The sequence below is a fragment of the Agriterribacter sp. genome, assembly GCF_035445465.1.
Taxonomy (GTDB): domain Bacteria; phylum Bacteroidota; class Bacteroidia; order Chitinophagales; family Chitinophagaceae; genus Agriterribacter.
In genome coordinates, this window is the sequence record NZ_DAOMQT010000006.1 from 85,457 (window position 1) to 112,093 (window position 26,637).

Annotated in this window: 20 protein-coding genes; 4 read left to right on the top strand and 16 right to left on the bottom strand. The window is 44.5% G+C overall.

The annotated features are described in order from the left end of the window. Positions 1-20: 20 nt before the first annotated feature. A complete protein-coding gene (locus PLE34_RS05175; RefSeq protein WP_324554723.1) occupies positions 21-692 on the bottom strand; it encodes an NAD(P)H-binding protein in 672 nt (223 codons plus the stop codon). A 32-nt stretch (positions 693-724) separates the two neighbouring features. Here PLE34_RS05175 and murB point away from each other — a divergent pair, with 32 nt between their 5' ends. After that, positions 725-1,762, top strand: coding sequence for a UDP-N-acetylmuramate dehydrogenase (gene murB / locus PLE34_RS05180; RefSeq protein ID WP_324554724.1), 1,038 nt, complete (start codon positions 725-727; stop codon positions 1,760-1,762). Between the two features lie 94 nt (positions 1,763-1,856). Here the strand turns inward: murB and PLE34_RS05185 are convergent, their stop codons facing one another. The 9 genes from PLE34_RS05185 to PLE34_RS05225 all read right to left on the bottom strand — a co-directional run bounded on the left by PLE34_RS05185 (position 1,857) and on the right by PLE34_RS05225 (position 11,930). Further along, positions 1,857-2,615: a lysophospholipid acyltransferase family protein gene (locus PLE34_RS05185; RefSeq protein WP_324554725.1), complete on the bottom strand. Its 759-nt coding sequence runs from the start codon at positions 2,613-2,615 to the stop codon at positions 1,857-1,859. Positions 2,616-2,651: 36 nt separating this feature from the next. Next, positions 2,652-3,047 (bottom strand): DUF4258 domain-containing protein, encoded by a 396-nt coding sequence (locus PLE34_RS05190; RefSeq protein WP_324554726.1) that lies wholly within the window; start codon positions 3,045-3,047, stop codon positions 2,652-2,654. Then, positions 3,044-3,931 (bottom strand): transglutaminase-like domain-containing protein, encoded by an 888-nt coding sequence (locus PLE34_RS05195; RefSeq protein WP_324554727.1) that lies wholly within the window; start codon positions 3,929-3,931, stop codon positions 3,044-3,046. The genes PLE34_RS05190 and PLE34_RS05195 overlap by 4 nt, the downstream gene beginning before the upstream one ends. 169 nt (positions 3,932-4,100) lie before the next feature. Continuing rightward, positions 4,101-5,486, bottom strand: a complete 1,386-nt coding sequence (locus tag PLE34_RS05200; protein ID WP_324554728.1) for an FGGY-family carbohydrate kinase — start codon at positions 5,484-5,486, stop codon at positions 4,101-4,103. A gap of 253 nt (positions 5,487-5,739) precedes the next feature. Continuing rightward, positions 5,740-7,014 carry a sugar isomerase gene (locus tag PLE34_RS05205; RefSeq protein ID WP_324554729.1) on the bottom strand — a complete coding sequence of 425 codons (1,275 nt, stop codon included), beginning with the start codon at positions 7,012-7,014 and terminating at the stop codon, positions 5,740-5,742. Between the two features lie 10 nt (positions 7,015-7,024). After that, positions 7,025-7,339: an L-rhamnose mutarotase gene (gene rhaM / locus PLE34_RS05210; RefSeq protein ID WP_324554730.1), complete on the bottom strand. Its 315-nt coding sequence runs from the start codon at positions 7,337-7,339 to the stop codon at positions 7,025-7,027. A 465-nt stretch (positions 7,340-7,804) separates the two neighbouring features. Further along, on the bottom strand, positions 7,805-9,925 hold the full coding sequence (locus PLE34_RS05215; protein ID WP_324554731.1) for a bifunctional aldolase/short-chain dehydrogenase: 2,121 nt from the start codon (positions 9,923-9,925) through the stop codon (positions 7,805-7,807). A 27-nt stretch (positions 9,926-9,952) separates the two neighbouring features. Next, positions 9,953-11,041 (bottom strand): L-rhamnose/proton symporter RhaT, encoded by a 1,089-nt coding sequence (gene rhaT / locus PLE34_RS05220; protein WP_324554732.1) that lies wholly within the window; start codon positions 11,039-11,041, stop codon positions 9,953-9,955. Between the two features lie 139 nt (positions 11,042-11,180). Then, positions 11,181-11,930, bottom strand: coding sequence for a LytR/AlgR family response regulator transcription factor (locus PLE34_RS05225; protein ID WP_324554733.1), 750 nt, complete (start codon positions 11,928-11,930; stop codon positions 11,181-11,183). Positions 11,931-12,136: 206 nt separating this feature from the next. Here PLE34_RS05225 and PLE34_RS05230 point away from each other — a divergent pair, with 206 nt between their 5' ends. After that, a complete protein-coding gene (locus PLE34_RS05230; RefSeq protein WP_324554734.1) occupies positions 12,137-14,941 on the top strand; it encodes a TolB-like translocation protein in 2,805 nt (934 codons plus the stop codon). A 32-nt stretch (positions 14,942-14,973) separates the two neighbouring features. Here the strand turns inward: PLE34_RS05230 and PLE34_RS05235 are convergent, their stop codons facing one another. The 6 genes from PLE34_RS05235 to PLE34_RS05260 form a co-directional block, all read right to left on the bottom strand. Beyond that, positions 14,974-16,200 (bottom strand): beta-galactosidase, encoded by a 1,227-nt coding sequence (locus PLE34_RS05235; protein WP_324554735.1) that lies wholly within the window; start codon positions 16,198-16,200, stop codon positions 14,974-14,976. A gap of 166 nt (positions 16,201-16,366) precedes the next feature. Next, the gene (locus tag PLE34_RS05240; protein WP_324554736.1) at positions 16,367-18,187 is read right to left on the bottom strand and encodes a RagB/SusD family nutrient uptake outer membrane protein; all 1,821 of its coding nucleotides are present in this window, start codon (positions 18,185-18,187) and stop codon (positions 16,367-16,369) included. A 19-nt stretch (positions 18,188-18,206) separates the two neighbouring features. Further along, positions 18,207-21,758 carry a TonB-dependent receptor gene (locus tag PLE34_RS05245; RefSeq protein ID WP_324554737.1) on the bottom strand — a complete coding sequence of 1,184 codons (3,552 nt, stop codon included), beginning with the start codon at positions 21,756-21,758 and terminating at the stop codon, positions 18,207-18,209. 137 nt (positions 21,759-21,895) lie between these two features. Further along, positions 21,896-23,071: a FecR family protein gene (locus PLE34_RS05250; RefSeq protein ID WP_324554738.1), complete on the bottom strand. Its 1,176-nt coding sequence runs from the start codon at positions 23,069-23,071 to the stop codon at positions 21,896-21,898. Positions 23,072-23,183: 112 nt separating this feature from the next. Then, positions 23,184-23,777, bottom strand: coding sequence for an RNA polymerase sigma factor (locus PLE34_RS05255; RefSeq protein ID WP_324554739.1), 594 nt, complete (start codon positions 23,775-23,777; stop codon positions 23,184-23,186). 196 nt (positions 23,778-23,973) lie between these two features. After that, positions 23,974-24,435, bottom strand: a complete 462-nt coding sequence (locus PLE34_RS05260; protein WP_324554740.1) for a hypothetical protein — start codon at positions 24,433-24,435, stop codon at positions 23,974-23,976. Positions 24,436-24,751: 316 nt separating this feature from the next. Here PLE34_RS05260 and PLE34_RS05265 point away from each other — a divergent pair, with 316 nt between their 5' ends. Next, positions 24,752-25,342, top strand: a complete 591-nt coding sequence (locus tag PLE34_RS05265; RefSeq protein WP_324554741.1) for a TetR/AcrR family transcriptional regulator — start codon at positions 24,752-24,754, stop codon at positions 25,340-25,342. A gap of 27 nt (positions 25,343-25,369) precedes the next feature. Further along, complete coding sequence (locus PLE34_RS05270; protein WP_324554742.1) at positions 25,370-26,623, top strand: MFS transporter; 1,254 nt, start codon at positions 25,370-25,372, stop codon at positions 26,621-26,623. Positions 26,624-26,637 lie beyond the last annotated feature (14 nt).

Genomic DNA, 26,637 nt, shown 5'->3' on the forward strand with positions numbered 1-26,637 from the left:
TTTTATGGTTTTATAAACAGTTACTGCGCCGAAAGTATTTTCATTTGCGTGTACTCGTGTACGTTAATGCCCCTTTTACCGGATTTGGCCGCGGCAAGCATGGCTTTGGCTACATCCAGGGCTTCAATGGCCCGGTATTTTTTTAATGAACCTGCCAGCATAAAAGACAGTGTCGGCATAACTGACTGGGCGAGCTTTTCCCCTTTTCTTTTTTCTGCCCGATCGCCCAGCAAAAGGGATGGCCGGAAAATATGGAGCGATGCATAGGGGAGGGCATGAATGGCGGCCTCCATGCTACCCTTGAGATGCAGGTAAAAATTGGAGGATTTTTCATTGGCGCCTATTGCGGATACCACTAAGAATTGGGAGAACCCATTATCTATGCCCCATTGTGCGGCATGCACGGGTATATCAAAATCAATGCGGCGATACAGTGTTTTATCTCCCTTTACTTTTTCCATGGTTGTGCCGGTACAGCAAAAAATAGCATCTCCCTTTCCCAGGGCACTGTGGAAATTATCGTGATCATCAAAATCGGTGATGCGTACTTCAAGTTTGGGGTGCATAAAAGCAAATGGCTTTCTTACCAGCACCCTGATCCCGGTAAAATAGTCATCCGTTAATAGGAGGTGTAACAAGTGATTGCCGATTAATCCTGTTGCACCGAGCAGCACCGCTGTTTTTGCTTGCATGATTTTTGTATTTTGCAGTGAACAGATACCATATGCAGATCCGGGAAAATATTTCGCTAAGGCAATATAACACTTTTGGAATAGATGTGCGTGCCCGTTATTTCTCTTCCTTTGCCGGCATTGATTTGCTGGCCGAATGGATTGAAAGAAAACCAAGGGTAAAAAAAATAATCCTTGGTGGCGGCAGCAATATGCTGTTTACCAAAAATGTGGATGGGATCGTATTGAAGAATGAGATCATGGGTATTGAAGAGATAAAGGAAGACGACACCTATGTGTATGTTCGGGCAGGTGCGGGTGAAAACTGGCATCGCTTTGTGCAGTATTGTATACAGCGCAACTGGGCCGGACTCGAAAACCTGTCGCTGATACCAGGCAATGTGGGCGCCGCGCCTATGCAAAACATTGGCGCTTATGGGGTAGAATTGCAGGAGGTGTTTAACAGCTTAAGTGCGTATCACCTGCACGACAAAAAAGTGCACAATTTTACGGCAGGCGATTGTGCCTTTGGTTACCGGGAAAGTGTATTCAAAAAAAGGTATAAAGATCAGTTCATTATATTGAATGTAACTTTCCGGCTTCGCAAGCACCCGGTATTTCATACTTCCTATGGCGCTATCCGGGAAGAGCTGGAAAAGATGCAGGTAAAAGCGCTCAGCATCCGGGCTATTTCCCAGGCTGTGATCAATATCCGCTCTTCCAAACTACCCGACCCGGCAGTAATTGGCAATGCAGGCAGCTTTTTTAAGAACCCCGAAATTCCCCTAAAGCAATTTGAAGCTTTACGAAAAACATATCCTGCCATACCACATTATCCTGCCAGGCAATATCCCGCACCGGGTAAGGACGATCACGATTTTGTGAAGCTGGCAGCCGGTTGGCTTATTGAGCAGTGTGGCTGGAAAGGGTTTCGCCGCGGAGATGCCGGCGTGCATGCTAACCAGTCCCTGGTGCTGGTTAACTATGGTAAGGCTACGGGGAAAGATATCTACCATTTAAGCGGGGAGATTTTGCGCAGTGTGCATAAAAAATTTGGTATAGTGCTGGAGAGAGAGGTGAATATAGTATAGCATATACCATCTGCATGACTACCTAAGAAAATTTACCGGGCATGTATTGCAGTGCCGTTCGCATTTAGGACTACAGGTTACTTTGCAACCTAACCTATTTCACCCAACTCACTCCATAATACAATAACCGTTCTTCCATTTGTGCATACACTTTTTGCTTCAGCGTATCCATATCTCTTATGGTTAAGCCGGTTACATCAATTTCTTTCATAAATACGGCCCTGCTTTTTCCCGGTGTAAGCGACAATAATTTTCCATAAGGCATTCTGTTGAATACATCAAGAAACAAAACGGGCTTAACGGGGGTTTGCGTTTCAATGGCAATACGGAAAGCACCATCAAAAAAAGGCTTCAGGGCATTGCCTGTTTCATTAAATGTGCCTTCCGGAAATATCAGAATGGAAATACCTCTTCGCAGCACTGCTTTTAGTTTGCGTACGCTTCTGGAGCGATCCGCTGCATTATCGCGGTCAACGGTTACTATGGCATTCTTATAAATATACCCAAATACCGGGATGCCGGACGTTTCTTTTTTACCTAAAGCGCGTATGGGTTGCCGGTAGGTTTTAACAATTACGGCGGCGTCGAGAAAAGAAATATGGTTGCTGACGAAGATGTAGGATCTTTTTTTATCGTGTGGTGATTCGTATATATTCTTATGAAAAATACCCACCAGCGGAAACCATACGTCGCCCCATAGCATGCAAATGCGGTAGATGGCATTTCCTCCCCATACGGGGCCCGCCAGAGAAACAATGATTACAAAGGGAAATATAATAAGCATCAGCAATACAAACAAAAGTATGGCATACACATTGTAGAGCCGGCGGAGTGTTATAGCCAGGAGGTTCATGAACAGTCATGTTCTTTGTGATAAATAGCAACAGGCTCAGTTGCAGTTACATTGCCATTCTTCATTCATGTCTATGCAGGTAATCACTACCATACCGCGTTTTGAAGGAGCAAAAATAACACGAACCTGCTGATTGTCGCGTGTAATGCCTTCGAGCGCATATTTGGGATCGGGCTTCGCATGCAAATCGCTTTTACTGTAATTGATCTTTCCTTTTTGCAGTATTCCGGCTATTTCGCCTTCGTCTATATGCCTGCAATCCATCCGGCAGCGGGCATGACGGGTATAAATAAGCGGGGTAAGCGCACGGTTAAAGCCTCCGTTTTTTTCAACAGGCTGCTGTTGCGTTATGTTGTTGCTGTAATACAGCCAGAACAATCCGCAGCATACCAGCAGCGCAATAAGGTACCTGGCAAAACGTCCCTTCTTCATTTTGAGGTATTATAGTGCCCCATAATATCGGCGAGCGTAAGCAGCTCCGTTTGCTTATAAAGGTTATCCTTCGTATCGAAACATTTGGCCAGCTCTTCCAGCAAAAACTGGAAAATAAGCCTGTGATCCATAGGTTTAAAATAAGATGTGGTGATGGGAACGCCTATTTTTTTAAAATAACTTTCCACGTCTTTATGCGTGTATACCTGGCCGTTCATCGGATCTATGTAAAAATGTATGTTGTTATCATTTTCTTTTTTCGGGTTGAAGTAGTCGTAAGAGGTATCAAAATAAGCGAGCAGGTACTGGCGCGGTATTTTAATGGCTTTCACGGGAATATCCAGCAGCCCGCAAAGCAACTGGTATATGATGCCATTGATGATGGCGTTGCCGCGTTTGGTTTCCAGTACTTTATTGATGAGAAATTCTTCGGGGTGCTGGTAAGAAACCTCAACACCTTTAAATTTATAATAAGTGAAAAAAATGCGGTTAATGATATTTACCTGTTCCAGCGCTGTGAGATAGCTGTTGAGCTCAAGCCAGATATTGCGTTTTATTTTTTCTATTTCCTGGAATACGGGCGTATCTGCCATGTTAGGGTATTGGTATCTTGCAACCAGCAATGATCCTTCTAACAGGTCGTGACGGGTGGATTTTGTATATGCGGTAATATCCGCCTGTAATTCATGAAAATGAAGCCGGTTTATGAGCAGTCCTATTTTTTCCTGAACGATTTCATCAAGGGTGTTCTCCCATAAATGTTCCAGATTAGGAATGATGGGCCTGCCATAGCTTACGATCCGGTTGCTAACGGTATCAAACACCTCATGGTCCGGGTCATCTATAAGATGCAATAGCGCGTTTATTTCACGGGTTTCTTCCATGGGAAATGTTGAATAAGATATAGACGAATGTATCCGCCTTTTATTGTAAGAGAATCGGGATAAATATCGGTTGTGCAAACGGATATATACTATTCTTTTTTTCCACAGCAGGTGGACAAGTGGTGGTTAAGCGGGAGCCCGCGTATTTCAATTGCTGTATGGAATGCCGCTATTTTTGAAAAGTACTGGTGTTATAATACATTAATTTAATCGTATCGGCAGGGGCCGGTTTGCTGTTCCAGTGAGGATGTATGGCCAGCGCTGCCCCAAGTGCAGTAGCCTGCGCTATAGATGCTGCATATACTTCAATGCCCGGAAAGGCTTCTGCCAGCAAATGCATATACAGCGGGTTTTTGCCAAATCCTCCGTCAACAAAAATCCTTTTTACATCAGTGCCTTCCAGCACCAGCCCTGTAGCATTGATCTGCCTGCTCATAATATCCAGCATCAATTGGTGATAGGCCTGCTCATAGCTGGTGAATGCATGCAGGTCTCTTTCGGGAAAGACCGTTATGGAGGCGGCATCTTTTGCACGAACTTCAGGCTGCAACCGCAATGCATCAATAATGTTTTTGCTGAACTTTACCGTAGTATAATGATCGGTTTGCTTATTAAAATGCGCAGCCAGGCGTTTTACCTGTTGCTCGTGCTCGTATCCTGCAAATAAACGCGAGGCTTTTACCGGTCTGCCATGATAGGTTAAATAACACAGGCAGTCCTGCTGCAGCTCTTCCACCGTAAGAGGGCTGCTGTTAAACGGGTTGAAGCTGATAGACCATGTGCCCGTGGAGATCAGTACAAAGGGTTCCCGGAAATTAGTGAGATAGGGGATAAGCGCCGCTGAGCTATCGTGTAAACCAACGCCGGCCCTGATCTTTTTGCCTGAAAATATTATCTCTTTTACTATTTCATCTGAAGCAAAAACCGGCGGCAGCTTATCTATCAGGCCTTCCCTGTATACCCACTCGTGGTAATTGTGTTGCGGGAAATTCCAGAGGTTGGTATGGCAGCCAATGCTGGTAATATCGGAACAGGCTTTTGCGGTAAGCAGGTAGCTGATGTATTGCGGAAGATGCAGCGAGTACACGATCTGGTCGAACACAGTTTTTTGTTCATATTTTAAACGGTATAACTGCATGCCCGAATTTAAGCTGCCGAGTACGGGAGAAGCGGTATGTATAGAAAGCATGATCTCCCCTCCATACCTGCCGTAAAATTTCTTCTTTAAATCTTCGGGGTAAGGCTTCAGGTAATTGTATAATGGCGTTAAGGGATTGCCATTTTTGTCAATATGCACAAAGCTGGCGCCGTAAGAAGTGAAGTTAACAGCTACTATAGTAAATGCCTTTAACTCCGTTATTTCACTGAATGATTCCGTGATCCACCGGGTCAGCAGTTCTATGTTTTCACAGGGATACCCGTCCTCATCCGTTGTTTCGGGAAGCGTGGCGCTTTTTTCATATACTACTTCGTAAGCTTCGTTAAAGAGGAATACTTTTTTGTTGGTTTTGCCGATATCGTAAATGGCTATAACCGGCACACTATTGCTCATCATGGCGTAAAGATAGGAGGTAGGGGTTGAAAGACAAAAATCGGGCGTATTTCAATTTTTCGCTCCATGTACAACTTTCCGGTCGGTGAGACACCGACCGGTAGCGGGTTCTACAGGTGGGTGTCACCACCCACCTGCGAAAATTTGAAATGCGCCCCAAAAATCAGCGTATAAAAAGAGCATGTGTACAGGAGAAGAAGCATAAGCATAGGGTCTACTATTCACTCCTCACTATTCACCACTCCCATATTCTTTTTTACAATCCGGTGGCTACCGCTTTTGCTCCCCTGCTTTTGACAAGCTGCTCCCGTATCTTTTCCCTGCGGAACAGCGCTATAGGGTCTAACGCTCCGCCGGCACGGAGCCTGGCTTCGGCTACTAACGGTCGTACATCGGTTCTAAAGGCATGCTGCAGTATTTCCTGTGCTTTTACCACATCATTATTTTGGCGGGCTTCCTGCAGGGCTTTGCTGTCGGTTAATAGTGCCTGTGCATAAGCTATAAAAATGGCTTCAACCGACTGTGCCAGATCTTCCAGCGGATCTTTTACATTGTGCGATGCGTCAATCATCCAGCCAAGATCTGTAGCGTGGTTCATGCCTTTGGCATCCATACCCTCTACGAGCTCATTAAAGATGAGAAATAGCTGGTAGGGTTTAATACTGCCTGCTGTAAGGTCATCGTCTCCGTATTTGGAATCATTGAAATGAAAGCCGCCCAATTTTCCTTCCATCAGTAAAAGGGAAACGATCTGTTCAATATTGGCATTGGGCAGGTGATGACCCAGGTCAACCAATGTGTAGGCCTTATTGCCCAGCTTGCTGGCATATAAATACGACTGCCCCCAGTCGCCAACGGTAGTGGAATAAAAGTTAGGCTCAAAGGCTTTGTATTCTACAAACATTTTCCAGTTTTCCGGTAATGCCTTGTAAATTTCCTGTAATCCGTTGAGTGTATGCTGAAAAGCTTCCCTGAAATTAAGCTGCCCGGGGAAGCAGGACCCATCGGAAAGCCATACGGTTAAGGAGGTGGAGCCCAGCTCCACGCCCTGCCGGATCACTTCAATATTATGATCAATTGCCTGCCGGCGGATGGCTTTATTTACATTTTGCAGCGACCCGAATTTGTAGCTGAGCTGCTGGCCGGGCTGATCCTGGAAGGTGTTGGAGTTCATAGCGTCGAACTGCAGTCCGTGCTGCGCAGCCAGCGCTTTGATATGCGCAGGGTTTTCCGGAATGTCCCATGGAATATGAAGCGAAATGGCGCCGCTTGATTGGTTGAGCGCGTGCAGCAGGCCTATATCTTCTATTTTTTCTTCGAGGTTACGCGGCTCGCCACCCCCCGAAAATCTTCCAAACCTTGTACCACCGGTTCCCAAAGCCCAACTGGGAATGGCTACCTGGAAGGCGGTTAGCTTTTTTACAATGCTTTCCGTTTTTTCAATAGCTGCGCTGCAATACGCAAACCTGCTGCTATGTGTTTTCAGCAGGGTGGCATTGTGATCGTCAATCCTGTTTTTTTCTATCTGCATGATTTTATTTTTATGGCATGTAAAAAACTTCTTTCAGCGGTATGCTTACCGGTGATGCATCGTCATTCACCTCCATGATATCTTTCATGTAATGCCACCAGCGTTGCATAACGGGTTGCTGTGGCAATGCCTCCATGGAGGTTTTATCATTGATCCTCAAATAACCGAACAAGCTTCCTGTTGCTTCCTCCAGAAAAATTGAATATTCCTGAATACCGCTTTCTTTTAATAATGCCTGCAATTCCGGCCATATCGCGTCATGCCGCTTTTGGTATTCGGCTTCAGCACCTTTGTGTAATCTCATTATAAACGCGAGACGATGCATATGGATTTGAGATTAGATTCCGCTCCGGATTTTTTTAGTTTACAGTTTATTGTTTGTAGTTTATGGTTGCATTTCGCTTCGGATTTCAGATTTTCGTCTTCGGATTTGAATATTGCCTGTCATGCTGAGGAACGAAGCATCTGTATATTATTTGTTTCTTGTTATTTGTTTCTTCTTGTATTCCTTCGAATTTCGCGCTACCGGCTTCGGATTTTACCCGTCATTGCGAGGAAGCAAACGGATGAATAATGTTACCCCAAATACCATCTTGCGAAGCAATCCCCTCATACCGGAGGCAGATTTTTTTAGTTTATAGTTTATTGTTTGTAGTTTATGGTTGCATTTCGCTTCGGATTTCGAACTTTCTCCTTTGGATTTAAAATTTGGATTTTATTTGGTTTTTGTTATTTGGTTCTTACTTGTATTCCTTCGAATTTCGGTTTTCCGGCTTCGGATTTAATACTCTTATCTTACAAAAGCCATAGCAACACCACCGTCAATATTCAGCACATTGCCCGTGGTTTTGTTTAGTAAGCCTCCTGTAAAAGCAAAGCAGGCGTTGGCTATATCTTCAGGCAATATAATTTCGTTCAGTAAAGTACGTTTGGCGTAAAAAGCCGGCAGTTCCTCTACGGTTATGCCATATGCCTTGGCGCGCCCCTGCGCCCATGCGCCCGCCCATATTTTACTGTCGGAAATAACGGCATCGGGGTTTACCACGTTAACGCGGATATGATCCTTCCCTAATTCGGTGGCGTTTAAACGGCTTAAATGCAATTGTGCTGCTTTAGCCGATCCATAGCCCGCATTATTAGGACCGCTTACCAGCGCGTTTTTACTTACGATATTAATTACATCGCCTCCCATATCCTGCTTGCGCATAACGTTTACGCCTTCCTGTGTAATGAGGAACTGTCCTTTTACCAATACATCGTACAGGAGGTCCCAGTCTTTTTCGGTATGTTCTTCCAATGGCTTTGAAATAGATAAGCCGGCGCAGTTAACTACTATATCAACACCGCCAAAGGCGAGTGCTGAGGCTTTAAACGTTTTGCGAATGGTATTCACATCGGTAACATCTAATATTTCTGCCGAAAAAACATCTTTACTGTAATGCGCTGCGAAATCTTTTTTTGCATTCGCCAGCCTGTCTGCATCGTTATCATTTACCATCACTACTGCGCCTTCATCTGCAAATTTTTTGGCGATGGCTTTGCCAATGCCCCCCGCGCTGCCTGTTACTAATGCAATCCGTCCCGATAAGGCTTTAGGCTTTGGCATACGCTGCAGCTTGGCTTCTTCCAATAACCAGTACTCAATATTAAAAGCTTCCTGGCGGGGCAGGGAGGTATATTCGGAAATGGCTTCAGCGCCCTTCATTACATTAATGGCATTAATATAGAACTCAGCGGCTACCCGTGCCGTTTGCTTATCTTTTGCAAAAGTGAACATGCCCACGCCTGGGTATAATATCACCACCGGGTTGGCATCGCGCATAGCAGGACTGTTGGGATGTTTGCATTTTTCGTAATACGCCGTATACATTTCCCTGTAAGCTTCAAATTGCGGCTTCAGCTTTTCTTTTACGGCGGCAACATCCGCTACACTTTCACCGGCAGTAAGGTTCAGCACCAGCGGGCTGATCTTGGTTCTTAAAAAATGGTCAGGACAACTGGTACCCATAGGCGCTAATCTTTCCAGGTCGTTGGAATTGATATATTCCAATACTCTTTCGTCATCCGTAAAATGTCCGATCATTTTTATATTGGAAGAGCAGAATCCCCTGAGTATGGGTGCTAAAGCTGCTGCTTTATCTAACCTTTCTTCTTTGGCTAAGGATTCCAGCTTAGCTCCGCCAAATACCGGTTTGGCTTTTATATTTTCTTCAAGATAAGCCGCGCAGCGTTCAATTACTTCCAGGGTGTTGATATAGCTTTCAAAGGCGGTATCGCCCCAGGTAAACAAGCCATGTGAGCCAAGCATTATACCCCGTATTCCCGGATTCTCATCAAGGCACTGTTTTAGTTTTAAGCCAAGGTCAAAGCCCGGCCGCTGCCATTCTACCCAGCCTATAGCGCCGTTAAAAAGTTCCTGCGTAATGCGCTTGCCGTCTTTGGCAGCGGCAATGGCAATAGCGGCATCAGGATGCAGGTGATCAATATGCTTAAACGGAAGAAACCCGTGCAAAGGCGTATCTATGGAAGGCGCTTTGGAGCTCAGATCAAAAATGCAGTGGTTAAACAGCTCCACCATTTCATCTTCGTGATCAATGCCACGGTACACATTCGTCAGGCTTCTCAGGCGGTCTACATATAAAGCTGCCAAACCGCTTTTCTTTAGTGTGCCCAAATCGCCCCCGGAACCTTTTACCCACATCACTTCTGTTTCCCGGCCGGTGAGCGGATCTTTTGCCATTACCTTGCAGGAAGTATTGCCGCCGCCGTAATTGGTAAGCCGCAAATCGGCGCCTAATAAATTAGAACGGTAAATCAGTAATCCCACTTCATCCCCGGCAAGTGCGGCGGCTTTGGCATCATCCCATAAATAGCTCACGTGCTTAAATTCATTTGTTGTAACGGAAGGCATATTTTTTATTTTAGTATTTTAATTAATTTATTTTAATGAATTGCCATACCCCACCAGCAAAACAGCTATAATTATGGTAACAATGCCCAGGGTGATCATGGATTTTGTTTTGCTGCTCAACCCATTCCATTCTTTTAGCACAATACCCCAGAAGTTGGCTACCAGAATAATAAAGGCCATATGCAATATCCACGAACTGGCGCCATTACCCATCTTGCTTTCACCCATGCCATAAAAGAAAAACTGGAGGAACCAGGTAATGCCGGCTAAGGCGGAAAAGATATAGTTAGACAGCAGCGGTGTTTTTGTATTGGTATAATCACCAAAGGTTTTGTTGCGGGCGTTCAGTATCATGCACCAGATGAAATTAGTGGTAAGTCCGCCCCACAGTATTACCACGAAAATTACATTGTTCTGAAATAAAAACTCGCCCTGCCCGGGATGCGCCGTTTTCCATAATTCATTGGCGGTATTTGCCATTGATTTTCCCGATTCTATACCAAAGTTAAAACAGGCGCTTAAAATGCCGGATACAATGGAAACCAGCAAACCCAGTCCAAACCTGTATTCGGTTTTTGTTTGCATTCCGTGCGGGCCGGTGCCCGATATATTAAGCGCTTTTTCTTTCATCGTTCCCGCTTTACCGCAGAAAACGATTCCCAGCACGCACACCGCCAGCCCTGCCAGTACATACAACCCCCATTTTGAATGGATGAGCATACTAAACGTATCCTTGCCTTCTTTTGGAAAAAAGTTATAGTATATGGAAGGTATAAGCGAACCAAATACCATGCACAACCCTAATATAATACTGGTACCCAGCGAAATGCCCAAGTAACGTACACCCAACCCATAGGTTAACCCGCCAATTCCCCAAAGTACACCAAACAAATACGTAATGCCTAAGATACTGCCATCGGTGCTTTTAATAATTTCCGCGAAACCCGGAATGGTTAGATAAGCAGCCAGGGGGGGAACAATCAGCCAGGAAAAAATTCCACCTGCTATCCAGTAGCTTTCCCAGGCCCAGCCTTTAACTTTCTTAAATGGAGTATAAAAACTACCCGATGCAAAACCTCCTATAAAATGATAAACAATTCCTAAAATTACCTGCATTCGTAAGTCTTTTCTTATGGGTGTAAACAATCTGTGTTCAAAAGTATACTATACCCCTGTTAAAGCTGTCATGTGCTGTCATGTGCTACCGGGGAATGGCGCAGCGGCAAAATGCATATGCGATATTTATTTTAGCCGGTTAGCGCGAAAGCTTCTTTAAAAGCTCATCTTTTCGCCGTATGGAAACTTCTATTTCAGTATTGTCGGCCATAATCAGATAACCGCCTTTGCCTTTATGATAGCTTTTTATAAAAGCCAGGTTTACAAGATGAGAATTATGCACCCTGTAGAAATTATAGTCCAACAGCATTTCTTCAAACTCCTTAAGGGTTTTGGCTACCGTAATTTTTTTATTATCCTTTAAGAAGAGCGTGGTATAATTAATATCGCTGTGGCAATGGATGATATCTCCGATGGCTATATAGGTGATACCGCTAACGGTAGGGATACCTATACGCTTTGTGGCACTTTGCGTGCTTTTCATGTTATCAAAAAGCGCGTCAATTTTTTTCGACATTTCATTCTTCGATAACCTTTGCTCCAGTTTTGCCACAGCCTGCTTCAGCTCATCGGCATCAACAGGCTTAAGCAGGTAATCAATGGCGCTGAACTTAAATGCCTGAACGGCGTATTTTTCATAAGCTGTGGTGAAGATGACATCAAAGTAGATGTCGCTGACTTGTTTTAAAAGGTCGAAACCTGTTTTATCATGTATCTGCATATCCAGGAAAACGAGATCGGGCTGTAAAAGCACACTTCCTGAAACCGCATCCTCAACGGTATTGAAGCTGTCGAGGATATTTACGGAGGAAGGGCAATGCTGACCCAGCAATCCTGACAGCCTGTTAACACAATGTTGCTCATCATCTACGATAATAGCATTTATCATACTGCGAAAAGATAATAACAATCGCGCAATTACCGGGTATTTTGGCACAAAAAATATATAAATCCAGGGAAAAAATAAGATTCACTTTTATCCTTCATGGCATTGCAAGCCGCAATCTGCGCGAAATGGGTTTGGTAAAAACAAGTGAATGATGTGTGCCAACGGCTATTCATTTTGAATGTATATTTAGGCTGCAATTGTTGCGTATGCGTATACATGCTTTGTTATGGTTGTTGCTTTTTTCCGGATTTTCAGCTTATTCCCAGGAGTTTGGCGCTAATCCGCCTTCGGTTAAATGGCAGCAGGTGAATACGCCCGAAGCCCGGGTTGTCTATCCCCGCGGACTCGATACAACGGCACAGCGCATAGCCGCTATTGTTCATTATCTTAACCGGCATACCGGCATTACTGCGGGTACCGCTCAACGTAAGATCAATATCGTGTTGCAAAACCAGACTACACTGGCAAATGGTTATGTTGGATTAGCCCCGTGGCGCAGCGAATTCTTTCTTACACCCCGGTTCAACAGCTTTGACCTCGGCAGCCTGCCATGGGCTGAAAATTTAGCTATTCACGAATACAGGCATGTGCAGCAGTATATGAATTACAGGAAAGGGCTATCGAAGCTGGCATATATCATTTTGGGCGAAGAAGGACAGGCGGTTGCCAACAGCGCGGCTATCCCTAACTGGTTTTTTGAAGGGGATGCTGTTTTCCAGGAAACAGCCGTAAGCGGGCAGGGCAGGGGAAGGCTGCCCGTTTTTTTTAACGGCTACCGGTCGCTATGGAAAGCAGATAAGAAATACAGCTTTATGAAGCTGCGCAATGGATCATTGCGGCATTATATGCCTGATCATTATGCATTAGGCTATTTACTGACGGGCTATGGCAGGGAAAAATACGGAGACCGGTTTTGGACCGCAGTAACGGATGATGCGGCCCGGTTTAAAGGGTTATTTTATCCTTTTCAAAAAGCGGTAAAAAAATATGCAGGAATAACGTATAGTGATTTTGTAGAAAATGCCCTGCAGTTTTATAAAGACCAATCGGCGCTTTCTGCAGGTGATGCTTTTATAACTGCCGGTAATAACCGGTATGTATCGGATTATTCGCTGCCTTACTTTGCAGGCGAAGATTCGCTGGTAGTACTGAAAAAAACATACCGCAGCCTGCCTGCATGGTGGCTGGTTACAGCAAAGGGAGAGGAAAAGATAAGGGTGAAGGATATTGCGCGCGATGATTATTATGCTTACCGCAACGGTAAAATCATTTATACCGCCTATGAGCCCGATGCGCGGTGGGGACAAAGAGATTACAGCGTAATAAAAGTATTCGATATAGCAACGAAGCAAACCGTACAGTTAACGCACAGGAGCAAATACTTCCAGCCCGATATTGCACAGGACGGTACTGTGATTGTTGCCGTGCAGTTTACGCCGGATCAGCAGCAGGAATTGCATGTGCTGGATGCGGCCACCGGGGCGCTGCTGCACCGGGTACCACAACCGGCGGAGCGCCTGGTCTATACGTATCCTGCATTTTACGGTAAGGATCATGTGGTTTCCTGTGTAAGAAATGCACAGGGGTTAATGACCCTGGCGATGGTTAACCTGCAAACGGGAGCAACGGATAACCTGCTGCCCTGGAGCTATGAAGTAAAGGGATTCCCATTCTTAAAAGGAGATACGGTATATTTTTCGGCAGGCAGCGGTTACCAGGATGATATTTTTGCAGTGGATATCAAAACAAGAAATCTTTTTAAGCTCACTAATGAACCGTTAGGTGCATACCAACCCGCCGTCAATAATGCGGGACGGTTAGTATGGAGCAGCTTTACGGCAGAGGGCTTGCAGCTAAAGGAAAAACATTTAAAAGCGGAAGACTGGCAGCCGTTGATGCAGATTGCCACAATAAATGCTCCTGATTTGTATTTGCCCGGGGCGCTGCAGCAAACAGGCGGTAATATTTTAGACAGTATTTCATATGGCCGGTACCCGGTTTCCACATATGGCAAATTATCGGCGCCATTCAATTTTCATAGCTGGCGCCCCTACTATGAGCAGCCCGAATGGAGCTTTACGGTATACGGTCAAAACATCCTCAATACTTTTCAATCGCAATTATATTATACCTATAACGAAAATGAAGGAAGTCATAAAACCGGCTTTGCCGGCGTTTACGGCGCCTGGTTTCCATGGGTAACCGGAGGGGTGTCTTATACATTCAACAGGAAGGTGAGCGACAGCGTGAGAACGATACGATGGAATGAATTGAATGCTAATATAGGTGTGAGCCTGCCGCTTGATCTTACGAAAGGCCGATGGTATAAAAATCTTACGCTGGCTTCTTCTTTTAATGTGGAGCAACTGAATATAACGGGAAAGTATAAAGACAGTATTGCGGGTCCTTTATTCAATTACCTGCAGTTTTCGGTTAACTGGGGTAGTCAAACCCAGCAGGCGGTACAGCACATCAATCCGCATTTTGCACAAAGATTTTTGCTGCGGTACCGCACTGTTATTAATGATCATAGGGCTCATCAGTTGCTCACATCGGCATCATTGTACTTCCCCGGTATAGGAGTAAATCACAGTCTGGTGCTCAGCGGTGCTTTCCAGGTACGCGATACGGCAGATCAATACCGCTTTTCCAATAATTTCCCTTTTGCCCGTGGTTACAATAGTGTTGATGCGCCGCGCATGTGGAAGGGGAGTGTCAATTATCATTTGCCTTTAGCTTATCCGGACTGGGGCTTTGCGCAAATCGTGTACTGCTCCCGCATAAGAGCCAACCTGTTTTTTGATTACGCCCGGGCCAAAAGTTTACGCACCGGTGATGTTTTTTCATTCAGGAGTACCGGAACCGAAGTTTTTTTTGATACCAAATGGTGGAACCAGCAACCGGTTACTTTTGGCATACGGTATAGCAGGCTGATAGATAAGAATGTGATTGGCGCTAACAATGCCAACCTGTGGGAATTTATTTTGCCGGTAGATTTGCTGAGCCGTTAAGCGCTATGTGTTTTTTTGCACCCTATAGGTTGTTATTTAAGTGATGATTCATTTATATGGTTCAGCCTGTATACCGCAATATCCCCGGCACCAATTGCTACAGATGAGGAATGCTTGTGCGTATTCAGAATAGTACCGTTTTTTGATACTTTTTCAAGCGTGCTGTTGCTTTTGATCTTTAACTTCATAGGATTGACGAAGTCTTTGTTGACTATTACAATAAAACGGTCGTTCCCTTTTTCGAGTACGGATACGATTGCTCCTTCTCCTTGTATACTGATCTTTTTAATGCCTTCAGGCAATTTAGGAAGGCGTTGCGTGCCAACTGGAATGTTTTTACCAATGTGCGCAACGGAAATTACTTTAGCCGACAGAAATACACCGGAAAGGTTTTGAATTTCCCTGTTCACTGTACTGATCATTTCATACACATCTGTTCTTTTGTTATCATCATCTATAGGGCCATGGTGATAATTATATTGAGACTTGTTTTTGGGGGTCCAGTAGGTGAAATATTGTATTCCTTGTGCGCCATACGCAAGGTTGGCAAATACCTGCAGCCGCAATTCTCCCAGGGTTGGAACGGGATAATTGCCATGTGCCACGCTGAGCGCAAAAGCCCAAAAAGGTTTGTTTGCTTTTTTTGATTCCCCTGCGATGATTTCCAGGTTCTCAAACCATTCTTTCCGCAAGGATCGCTGACCATTATCTTCAATTACGGGGTAGTGATCGAAGGACAGGAAGGGAACGGGAACGCTTTTTAGATACACGCTCACATGTTGCTGATAGGAAGCGGTACCCAGTTGAGCAGGAACAGCGTAATTAGGAAGCAAATTCAGGTAGCTGAAACGTTGACTGTCTATAGCTCTTATACGACCCGCCCAAATGCCTAACGCTTCAAACTCGGAAGCGGAAGGCTCGTCCTTAAGAAAATATCCTGCTGTGGCGGGGTGATTCATAAAACGCTTTACCGTGTTTTCGGGATCTGTTTGCAATTCCGGGCAGCGTACGATCAGTTGAACACCGGCTTTTGCTGCCATGTCCAGCATCATTGCCATAGAATCTATTGAGGTGCTGCGTGTAAGGCTGACAGTTAGCCCCGCATTTTTCATTTCCTCATAACGGGCTATGCCAGCCTCATGGGGCGGCACTCCACCCCAGGCAAGAATGGGGATTTGTGTGGTATCTGCTATCCCGGCATATAGTTTTGCTGTAGTTATTAAATGAAGCAAACAGCTTATCAGCAGGTTCAATCTCATTACAGGTGGTTTGAATATAAAAAAGGGGGTTAAAAATTAAAATATGCCTGAGTCAATTACATTTTTTAATCACAAAGAACACTAAGGTTACGCAAAGAGCACAAAGATATCCTCTGCGCTCTTTGCGATTTTCTTTGCACCTCTGCGTGAAAATACGGTAACGAAACTATTTCCAGCCTGTGTTTTGTATCAGGCTGCTATTCAATACAAGCTGATCCTTAGGCAATGGATACAGATAATAATATTCCAGCCAGCCTGATGGGGCAGTATTGTATTCCACATATCCTTCAGTGCCTCCGCCGGCGATCGCCAGTTTATTTCCATATTGAGTATTGTCTACCCACATACCGGTCTGTTGCTTATTCAGGTAATTGCCCTTTTTCCAACGGCGCAGATCATTAAAGCGAAATCCTTCCCCTATCAGCTCTACACGCCGCTCGCGGCGTATTTCCCATAAAACGGGCTGCACATCTGTATCCCGGCTTAGGTCAAAAGAAGCATCTATATCGGCAATGATCATAGCCGGCATATTTACCCTCCGGCGAAGTTTGTTTATGGTCTGCTCGGCCATGGACTGGTCAAATTCGCCCAGCTCATAGCTTGCTTCAGCGTAATTCAATAGCACCTCTTCTATCCGGAAGATCGGTGCATCGGTGGTATTCACAAAGCCGGTAGCATCCGTGGTGGCATTGTAGAATTTATAAAAATAATATCCTAACTGAGATACGCCAAATGCCTGTCCTTCATTAAATTTTCTAAAATGAGGAACGCCTCTCAGTACATTGCCTGCCCATTGCAGGTAAGGAAGTCTTTTATATCCGGGTGATGCAATAGTAGCCATGGTATCCATGTATTCCCTGTCTGCCGCTATGCCGGTATGCTTCCAAAAGATAGTGTTTTGAGAGGTAACCACGTTGCCCGTGGCGTCTGTAGTAGTAAAAACTCTGTAGGGAGGCATAACAGTAAGGTACAGCCTCCGGTCGCGATGCCTCAGTTCATCATGTAATGTACGGTCCCCAGCATACAGGCTGCTCGTACTGATCGGTTTCCCGTCCTGGCACAGGTAACTTTCAACAGCGTCTTTCGTTACGTCAAAATACCATTCCGTTGTACGATGATACCGTTGTATACCATGCATATTTTGCCCCGCAGCATAAGATCTGTACAATATTATCCCGGCTTTCCCGCCCAGATCTTCCGAATTAAAAACCTGGTCATAGTCCGCTAACAATGTTGGAAAATCGGCGGCAAGCTTTGCAGAGGCGGTACGGCAGGCCTGCAGGTACTGCTCTGCATTACCCAGTCCCTGATATTTTCTCCAGGTACCTTCAAATAACCCAAACCGGGAGATCAGCGCCCGCACCACATGCACGTTAACGGTATTGGCGCCATCTCCCTTTGGATTGATATGCGATTCTGCCCATAAAAGATTGTCGAGAATGTTTTGAGCCACTGCATCTCTCGGAGCACGCTGCCCGTATAATATATCTTTATCATTGTCTTTTACTACATGCTCCAGCCAGGGCACATCGCCGAATTTGGAAAGCAACTGCATATACCTGGCGCTCCGGAAAGCATATCCTACACTTTTCCAGTGATCTTTTTCTGCCGGCGACATGGAAGACTGATCTATATTGTCAAGCATGATATTCACCCGTCTTATGAAAGAAAAGTCCCAGTCTCCCCCTGAAGAGGGTATTGTTACGAGTTGGTAAGCCCATGGGTTTGAATTGAGAGAAGCCGTATTGCAAAGATTATCTGAATTGGCTTCCTCAAAAAGAGAAGTAGCGGTATTCAATATAGGCCCCTGCCCGTAACCATCAAACAGATCGTACAACCCCCATGCGTATGTTTTGAAATTCTCATACGTTTTAAATGATGTGGCTTCTGTTTGCTGATCTAAAGGTATCTTGTTCAAAAAATCTTTGTTGCAGGAAGCCACCAGCACTACAAAGAGCAATAATATATAAAAACGGTTTTGTTGCATAATGTTAAGCTTTAAAAAATCAAAAGTTGAGGTTGAGCCCAATGCTCATTTTCTGCATAATGGGATATTGCGCACCATACCCCTGATCTTTGAGCTCAGGATCTACTCCTGTAGGCAAATGCTTTTTGGTAAGCAGGTCGTCCCCGCTCACAAAAAGTCTCATGGAATTTATTTTAGCTCTTGACAGCCATTGCAGAGGGACAATGTAACCCAGCGTAATATTTTTTACACGCATATAAGCCCCGTTTTGCAAAAGCCGTGTTTGCACAAGCTTATTATAGCTGCTGTTGCCGCCTCCCAAATTATAAATACGTCCATAGTAGGCATCGGTATTGTTAATGGTCCAATAATTGAGCAGGTTACTATACAACGTGCCATAGTTGGAGGAATAGGGATATGTAAGATCATTTACAACAAACAAATCTCTTTTACCTACACCTTGTATAAAGACCGAAACATCAAAACCATGCCAGGCGGCACGTGCTGAAAAGCCATACTGGTAGCGGCGATTGGTATTGCCGATGATCCTTCTGTCGCCGGGGTTATCTACTGTATTGTCTCCCGTAAATATTTTCCCGTCTTTATCAAGATCTTTGAATTTAATATCCCCCGGGTTGGGATTTTCGCCCTGGTAGCTGATCACTCCGTCACGTAATTTTCCTCCCAGCAGATTGCTGTTCAAACTGCCGTCAACAAAGTCCTCCACGGTATAGAACCCATCAGTTTCATAACCCCAAATCTCTCCTATTTGCTGACCTACATAATATTGTGTGAGGAGACGGGTTGTATTAATATCGTATTTGGTAATGAAGGCTTTGTTATCGGAAAGCGTAAATCCGAATTGATAATTCACTTTACCTATCTGGTCTTTCCAGGCAGCCTGCAACCCCCAGCCCGTAGATTTTAAATCGGCGGTATTTTGAAGCGGAGCACTGGCACCCAATACAGCAGGCAGTTGTGCACCGGGGATCAGCATGCCTGTTGTGGTGCGCTTAAAAAGGTCGAAACTGCCGGTAAACCTGTTGTTGAACAGCCCAAGATCAATGCCGAGATTCCGGGTAGTTACTTTTTCCCATGTAAAGTCGCCGCTGATCAGTCCCGGAGCATCCAGCGTGAGGTACCTCACCCCCGATACATCAGCCCAGTTGGAGGTGGGCCGGGTTTTCATTCCCGAATAGAACAGATAATTACCAATGGACTGGTTGCCTACATTACCATAGCTTGCCCTGACTTTCAGATCAGACAGCACGGGTTTGAGCGCCTTCATAAATATTTCGTCTGATACCCGCCAGCCGGCTGATACAGAAGGGAAAAATCCCCATCTTCTTCCTTCGGGGAATTTGGAGGAGCCATCATACCTTCCCGTGGTCTCCAGTAAATACTTTCCTTTATATGCGTAGTTGAACCTGTAAAAGTATCCCTGCACCGCGTATTCAGAAAATCCGTCAAAACCATTGTCATCCGGCTGAATAACACCGGTGCCGCCATCTAAATAAGGAAGGTTGGGATTGATCATGTTCGACATCTGCGCATTCAGCAGTTCAAAATAGGAACTTTCCTGGTTAAATCCGGCAACCAGCGTAAACAGGTGATCATCCAGTTTTCTTTCGTAGGTACCGTAAATGTTCAGGGCATGATAGTCCGTAAAATCATTGTATTTATAATATTTTGCCTTATCAGCAGTAACGGTAGGGTTGGGAACAAAACTGGCTAATGTGATAATATTAAATGGTTTGTCATAGCTGGTATTAACAGTATTCGTCTTGTCGTAAGTATATTCTCCTACAACATTAAATCCCTTAAAAATATTCAGGGTTACTTTACCGGACAACCTGATATTGTCTAACCTGTTGTTGCTTACCGCCGCGTTCTCAATCAGGTTCTTCGGAGTGGCATAGGGCACATGTACTCCGTCAATAAGCGAATCTCCGATCAGGCTGTAAGAAGGTAATACAGATGCCGATCCGAATATGTCAAACCCATATCCTGTATACGGGAAACGTTTATTGGCGTTGGAGTACATGGTACTCAACTGGGCATTTGCCCAGGGAGTGATCTGCGAATTGATAAAACCAGTAAGATTGTACCGCTTGTAACTATCCTTATTGGTTATCAGTATGCCGTCTTCATTGGTAAAAGCGCCCGCAATCCTGTAGGAAGTCTTTTCTGTTCCGCCGCTTATTGCCAGGTTGTGCGTTTGCTGAAAGGCGTTTTTGGAGACCATTTCACCCCAGATATCATTCTCCCGTAAAGGATAGATAACGCCGTTTTGAACAGTATATCCTGATCCGTATTGAGCCGGATTTTGGGCATAGTCATGCAATAAGTTTATCCATTCGTCTACATTCTGGCCGGTTCCCGGTGCAAAGTTCATGTCTTTAAAAGATTGAACGGTTTGGAGCGGAGTAGCTTTCTGAGGCACTTCCAGCGGACGGCTGAAGACCAGGTTGTTAGCATACTCAATACTTGTTTTTTTAGCGCCCGCCTTGTTTTTACTGGTGAGCAGGATAACTCCCCAGGCCGATCTGGCGCCATATATTGCAGCCGAGCCGGCATCTTTCAATACAGTTACGGTTTCAATATCATTAGGATTAATTAAGGAAAGCGAAGCTACCGGAACGTTGTCAAGTAATATCAGCGGTGAACCATTGGAGCCGGAACCGATGCTTGTGGTACCTCTTATATTCAGGCCTGTGGAAGCTCCCGGTTCACCCGAAGAATAGGTGATCTGCAGATCCGGTACAACACCCTGCAGCAACTGTGCAATATTGGTGGTAGCCCTGTTGCCTGCCACTTCTTTCATGTTCACGGTATTTACGGCGCCTGTTACATTGGTCTTTTTTTGAGTGCCATAACCTACCACTATTACTTCCGTTGCAGCAGTAATTTCCACCTGCATGCTTATTTCTAAAAATGCATCAGAACCGATGATTACAGAAGCCGTCTTATATCCCACGCGGGAAAATTCCAGTATATCTCCTGTATCCGCTTCTACCGTAAATCTTCCTTTTGAATCCGTGCTTACGCCTTTGCCGCTGCTGCGCACCACTACGGAAGCCCCGTCGAGCGGCATTCCTTTTTCATCTTTTACCACACCGCTGATCTTTTTCTGCATATCCTGAAGGTCCGGTGTTCCTTCCATGTTAGAAGAGGGGGCTGCCTTCTCTTTTATTACCACCGTTTTGCCGGTGATAATATAGGTGAGCGGTTTATCTTTCAGCACCTCTTCGATGGCCTTTTCCAGCGGCATCCGGTACAGGTTGACTGTTGCGTTGCCGGCCTTTTCAATTACTTCATAGGTATAAAAAAAATCGTAGCCGCTTTGCTTTTGAATGGCTTTAAATATTCTTTGCAAAGGAGCATTTTTTTCCGCCAGGGTAATTTGGGAAAACCCTTTTGCTCCTGCCGTGAGGCAGGCCAGAAGTAAAAAGATAGCAGTTAGTTTCATTGCATTCAGCAATTGTTTAATTGAGCGGCTTCGTTTAAGGTCTTCTTCCGCAGCGCCTGCATTACTCCTGCAGAAAAAGCCTCCCGGTATGGAACGGGCGAGGCCAAAAGCCTTTAATACCATAACTTTGTTTTGTTTGGGTTAATGAATAAATAATCTCGCTGATTGTATTAGGTGTTAATCCAGGCTATGGCCAGCGTGTTCCACCACTGCTGGCCATTTTAATGTATCCGAAACTTATTTAATGGTTTATGACGAATTCATGGTGATACAATAATCTTTCTCCCCTCTATACTACACTTCAAATGCCCCGTGGCTTCCAAAACATTGATTATTTCTGAGATGTTTACCTGTCTGGATATCGTTCCTCCAAAATGAGAAGTAATTTTTCCACGGTATTCAATATCCACATTATACCATCTTGCCACTTGTCGCATAACGGTTGCTATATCTGCCTTTTCTCCAAAAACGAATTTCCCGGTTTTCCATGCCATTACTTCTTCTATGTCTATATTATCAGTAACCAGTATTTCATTGGTGATGCGCGCCTGCTGGCCAGGCTGTAAAACTTTGGTGAAGCCTGAATGCTTTATTTTTACAGCACCTTCCAGTAATGTTACTTTAACGTTTGGTTCATCATCATACGCGTTCACATTAAAATGTGTTCCTAATACAGTCACTTCCATCTTGTTATTTGCCACTTTAAATGGTTTCGCCGGATTGCGGGTAACTTCAAAATAAGCTTCACCGGTTATGGAAACTTTTCGCTCATTTCCTGTAAATACCACGGGGTATTGTATAGTGGAACCGGCATTAAGCCATACATGCGAGCCATCGGATAGTTTAATGTCTATTATGTTGCTGCCACGGGGGTTTGATAGCGTGTTATACTGCGGTTCCGGGGTCGTGCTGCCATCTGCGGTCTCATATGCAATTTGCCCATTGGCGAGTTTTACCAGCTTCACATTGCCTTGTATGGCTAACTGCCCTTTACCGGCACTATCGAGATACAGCACGCTTCCGTCGGACAATGTAATAACTGCTTTACTGGTCTTTGGCGGTTTTACATCATTGGGAGTAACGGCCAGTACGGTTTCCCCCGGTATATTTTTTTTATGAAATAAGAAGAAGTAACTGCCCAGACCTGCAGTCATTATAACAGCGGCAGCGGCCACCCAGCGACGCCATTCTATTTTTTTAACAGGCATCCCTTCCCTGGCAGATGAGTCCAGGATATTTTGCAATATCGAGGCCCCTTTTCTGGCGGGCATGTCATTTTCTAACGGAGTTTGTTCCCAGGTGGTTTCCAATAATTTTTCAAGGATCTTTTGATTTTCAGGTAGCAGGCAAAGCAAGGAAAGCTCTTTCTTTTCCTCAGGCGAGCAGGTTCCTGTACGGTAGCGGTTAAATAAATATTGTATGCGCTCATCCTTCATATATCATTATTGGAGTAAACAATAAGTATTCAAATGAATACTAAAAAATTCCCCGTTAACGGATATGTAACGAATGAGATGCAAAAGAGGATGAGGCGGCAAGACAACTTTTTTACGTAAGCTGGAACATAACCCAAATAGCGGTGGCTTGGAGTTTGTATTGCTGACCGATTTCTTCTCTTAAAAACCGAAGGGCTTGCCCCAAATGGGTTTTAATTGTATTGATAGACACACCAAGTTGTTCGGCTATCTGCTTATGCTTTAAGCCGTCCTGGCGGCTGAGAAGAAATATTTTACGTTGCTGAGGGCTGAGTTTGCTTACTGCCTCCTGTATGGAGTTCCGGATTTCTCTTTGACCGGCAGGGTCAACATTGGGAAGGAGCGGTATATCTTCCTGCTGCAGTTCAGCCAGTATCAGGGTTTCTTTGGCCATTCGCCTCAGCCCGCCAATGGCCTGGTTATGACAAACCCTGTACAGGTAGGCATTCATGTTTTCTATATTAGCCAGTTTCTCCCTGTGGGTCCATACTTTCAAAAACACATCATGCACGGTATCCTCCGCCATTTCCCTCGAGGAGGTAATGGTGAAGATGTAGTGATACAGCTTGCCCCTGTAATGATGGAAGATGGCCGTAAAGGCTTCTTCACTGCCTTTTGCTAACTGGTGCAGTAACGCTTTCTCATTGTATGGTTGGGTATGTTCCAATATCTTTGTTTTCCAAAAATAGCAGAAATTTTAGAAAAGGCCGTATCGGATGAGTGCATTACAAATTGTCGGGGAGTTGACCAAAAAAGGTCATCGAATGTCTGATTTATTCGGGTAGGTGATGGAGACCTGTAGTTGTTTAAGCATATAATCCCAGACCCGTACAACTACTTTTGGGTGTTAACTGTCCAGTGCGCTACCGGATCACTTTAAATGTAATGGCAGGCGCCATTATTTTATTGCCGTTTTTCAGCTGCACAATCATGTTATCCAGGATCATCTGGTCGCCTTTAACGATATTATCTTTAATACTTTGCCGCCACAGTTCAGTCATTATACTGGTGTCGTTGAAGTCGTTGATGCGCATATCGTCTGTTGTTTTTCGCACGCCGGTTTCCGGATCTTCATAGCTGCTTTTAAATTTATAAATAGACCGGAAACGGACAATAGCATATTTATTTCCCTTTTCATCACGGGCTACCAGGGAGGAATCAATAATACGGGAAAGTATATCCGAAGTGATATCGCCACCTTTAAATCCGCCGATGGTTATGGTTACTTTAGGCAGTGCGGGTGGAGCGGTGGCAGGCTTTTTATTATTCTGCGCCAGCACGGTTACTGTAGAAAAGCATAATAGTAAGTATATCAATTTTTTCATTGAAAGAAATTTGCTGGATATGGCTTTATAAGCTACAAACGGCTGCAAAATAGTATTTATTATACAGTGGCTTTGTTAAAGCTGCATAGCGTCACTTTTCAACAAATGTTTTCAGCGATTCTCCAATGATCTGTTTCCATCCTCCGGCAAAATTTTCTTTGGCCATATCCGGATTTGTTAACGGGAATGATTCCAGCCCTTTATGCGTAAGTTTCAGCCGGGTTGTGTTCCCTTCGGCGAATTGGAGAGATGAAAAGACAGATGTGGAAACCTTTTATTATAAAATGAACGAATATTCGTTTATTTTCGCTTCATCATGCGTAAGAAAGATGAAAATAAAGAAATAGCCATCCGGGAAAAAGCAATGGAAATGATTGTGATAGAGGGCTTTGACGGGCTGAGCATGCAAAAATTAGCCAGGGCTGCCAATATCTCCGCTTCTACCATTTATATCTATTTTAAAAACCGCGAAGACCTGCTGAACCAGTTGTTTATACAGGTGCAGGAAACTTTTTCCCATGTGGCGCTGACGGGTTTCAGCGCCGACCTGTCTCTTGAAGAAGGCTTATGGTTGCAATGGAAAAACAGGCTGCGCTTCATACTGAAATACCCGGTGCATTACCAGTTTTACGAGCAGTTCAGGAACTCACCTTTAATAAATAACGGCGATGTTAAACTGTCTGTTTTTAAGAACAATATGAAACACTTTGTGCTGAATGCCATAAGGCGCGGCGAGCTTGTAAAGATGGAACCCGAAATTTTCTGGTCGCTTGCCTATGGCAGCTTTTATGCTCTTGTAAGATTTCATCTTAATGAAAAGTCTATGATGAATGAAAACTTTAAGCTTACGGACACCATTATGAAACAAACATTTAAGCTGGTTATAAAAGCATTGCAGCCTGAATAAATTGTATTCACTTTTATCTGAACATATATGAATCATCAGGAAGGCGCTGTCGGGCATACTTTTACCGGGTATCAAAAATTTGTAATTGCCATACTGGCCATATTACAGTTTACAGTTGTTTTAGATTTCATGGTATTATCTCCGCTTGGAGCCATATTGCTACCGGAGTTAAATATTAAGCCTTCCCAGTTTGGATTGGTGGTATCGGCTTATGCTTTCAGCGCCGGTGCTTCCGGGTTACTGGCTGCAGGCTTCGCCGATAAATTCGACAGGAAAAAAATGCTTTTGTTCTTTTATGCTGGTTTTATTGCCGGTACTGTATTGTGCGCTATTGCGCCCAATTACCATTTTTTGCTGGTAGCACGTATAATAACCGGTTTATTTGGAGGCGTTATAGGGGCTGTAGGTTTCGCCATTATTACGGATTTATTTGCGCTGCAAACAAGAGGAAGGGTAATGGGGTTTGTACAAATGGCTTTTGCTGCAAGCCAGGTATTAGGCATTCCTGTTGGATTATTGCTGGCAAATTATTTCGGCTGGCATTCGCCGTTTTGGATGATAGCCGGGTTTGCTGTTATTGTGGGATGCGTCATTTGGATATTTATGCAACCGGTAACCGAACATCTTCTATTAAAACATAAGGGGAGTGCATTTCAGCATTTGTGGAAAACCGTTTCTGATTCTGATTATGTGAAAGGGTTTACGGCCACTATTTTACTGGCTACAGGCGGGTTTATGCTCATGCCGTTTGGCAGTGCTTTTATGACCAATAATATGAAGATATCATTAGAGCGCCTGCCTTTATTATATGGTGTGACGGGTTTTTTTTCCATCCTTTTCGGACCATTGATAGGGCGGCTGAGCGATAAAGTTGGAAAATATAAAATCTTTGTCCTCGGATCTGTACTTGGTATATGCATGGTGCTTATATATACAAACTTAGGCGCTACCCCGCTATGGATTGCCATTGCGCTGAATGTAATATTGTTTGTGGGAATTTCATCGCGGATGATCTCAGCATCGGCATTACTAACCGCGGTGCCGCAGCCACAGGACAGAGGCGCTTTTATGAGTATCAATGCTGCTGTGCAGCAAATATCGGGTGGCATAGCTTCGGCTATAGCAGGAATGATTGTAGTGCAAAACAGCAGTGGTGCTTTGGTGCATTACAACACACTCGGTTATGTAGTAGTGCTGTCTATGATGGTGGCCATATTGCTCATGTACTTTTTGAACAACCATATTCAAAAAAAACAACAGGATTTATTTGCGAAGAATTAGCCGGTTGAACAGGG

Coding starts and splice junctions, on each gene's coding strand:
- PLE34_RS05205 (WP_324554729.1), bottom strand. CDS start 7,014: ATGCAGATAGAAAAAAACAGGATTGACGATCACAATGCCACCCTGCTG.
- PLE34_RS05240 (WP_324554736.1), bottom strand. CDS start 18,187: ATGCAACAAAACCGTTTTTATATATTATTGCTCTTTGTAGTGCTGGTG.
- PLE34_RS05270 (WP_324554742.1), top strand. CDS start 25,370: ATGAATCATCAGGAAGGCGCTGTCGGGCATACTTTTACCGGGTATCAA.
- murB (WP_324554724.1), top strand. CDS start 725: ATGCAGATCCGGGAAAATATTTCGCTAAGGCAATATAACACTTTTGGA.
- PLE34_RS05185 (WP_324554725.1), bottom strand. CDS start 2,615: ATGAACCTCCTGGCTATAACACTCCGCCGGCTCTACAATGTGTATGCC.
- PLE34_RS05250 (WP_324554738.1), bottom strand. CDS start 23,071: ATGAAGGATGAGCGCATACAATATTTATTTAACCGCTACCGTACAGGA.
- PLE34_RS05215 (WP_324554731.1), bottom strand. CDS start 9,925: ATGCCTTCCGTTACAACAAATGAATTTAAGCACGTGAGCTATTTATGG.
- PLE34_RS05245 (WP_324554737.1), bottom strand. CDS start 21,758: ATGGTATTAAAGGCTTTTGGCCTCGCCCGTTCCATACCGGGAGGCTTT.
- PLE34_RS05195 (WP_324554727.1), bottom strand. CDS start 3,931: ATGGAAGAAACCCGTGAAATAAACGCGCTATTGCATCTTATAGATGAC.
- PLE34_RS05175 (WP_324554723.1), bottom strand. CDS start 692: ATGCAAGCAAAAACAGCGGTGCTGCTCGGTGCAACAGGATTAATCGGC.
- PLE34_RS05260 (WP_324554740.1), bottom strand. CDS start 24,435: ATGAAAAAATTGATATACTTACTATTATGCTTTTCTACAGTAACCGTG.
- PLE34_RS05230 (WP_324554734.1), top strand. CDS start 12,137: ATGCGTATACATGCTTTGTTATGGTTGTTGCTTTTTTCCGGATTTTCA.
- PLE34_RS05225 (WP_324554733.1), bottom strand. CDS start 11,930: ATGATAAATGCTATTATCGTAGATGATGAGCAACATTGTGTTAACAGG.
- PLE34_RS05200 (WP_324554728.1), bottom strand. CDS start 5,486: ATGATGAGCAATAGTGTGCCGGTTATAGCCATTTACGATATCGGCAAA.
- rhaM (WP_324554730.1), bottom strand. CDS start 7,339: ATGCATCGTCTCGCGTTTATAATGAGATTACACAAAGGTGCTGAAGCC.
- PLE34_RS05235 (WP_324554735.1), bottom strand. CDS start 16,200: ATGAGATTGAACCTGCTGATAAGCTGTTTGCTTCATTTAATAACTACA.
- rhaT (WP_324554732.1), bottom strand. CDS start 11,041: ATGCAGGTAATTTTAGGAATTGTTTATCATTTTATAGGAGGTTTTGCA.
- PLE34_RS05265 (WP_324554741.1), top strand. CDS start 24,752: ATGCGTAAGAAAGATGAAAATAAAGAAATAGCCATCCGGGAAAAAGCA.
- PLE34_RS05190 (WP_324554726.1), bottom strand. CDS start 3,047: ATGAAGAAGGGACGTTTTGCCAGGTACCTTATTGCGCTGCTGGTATGC.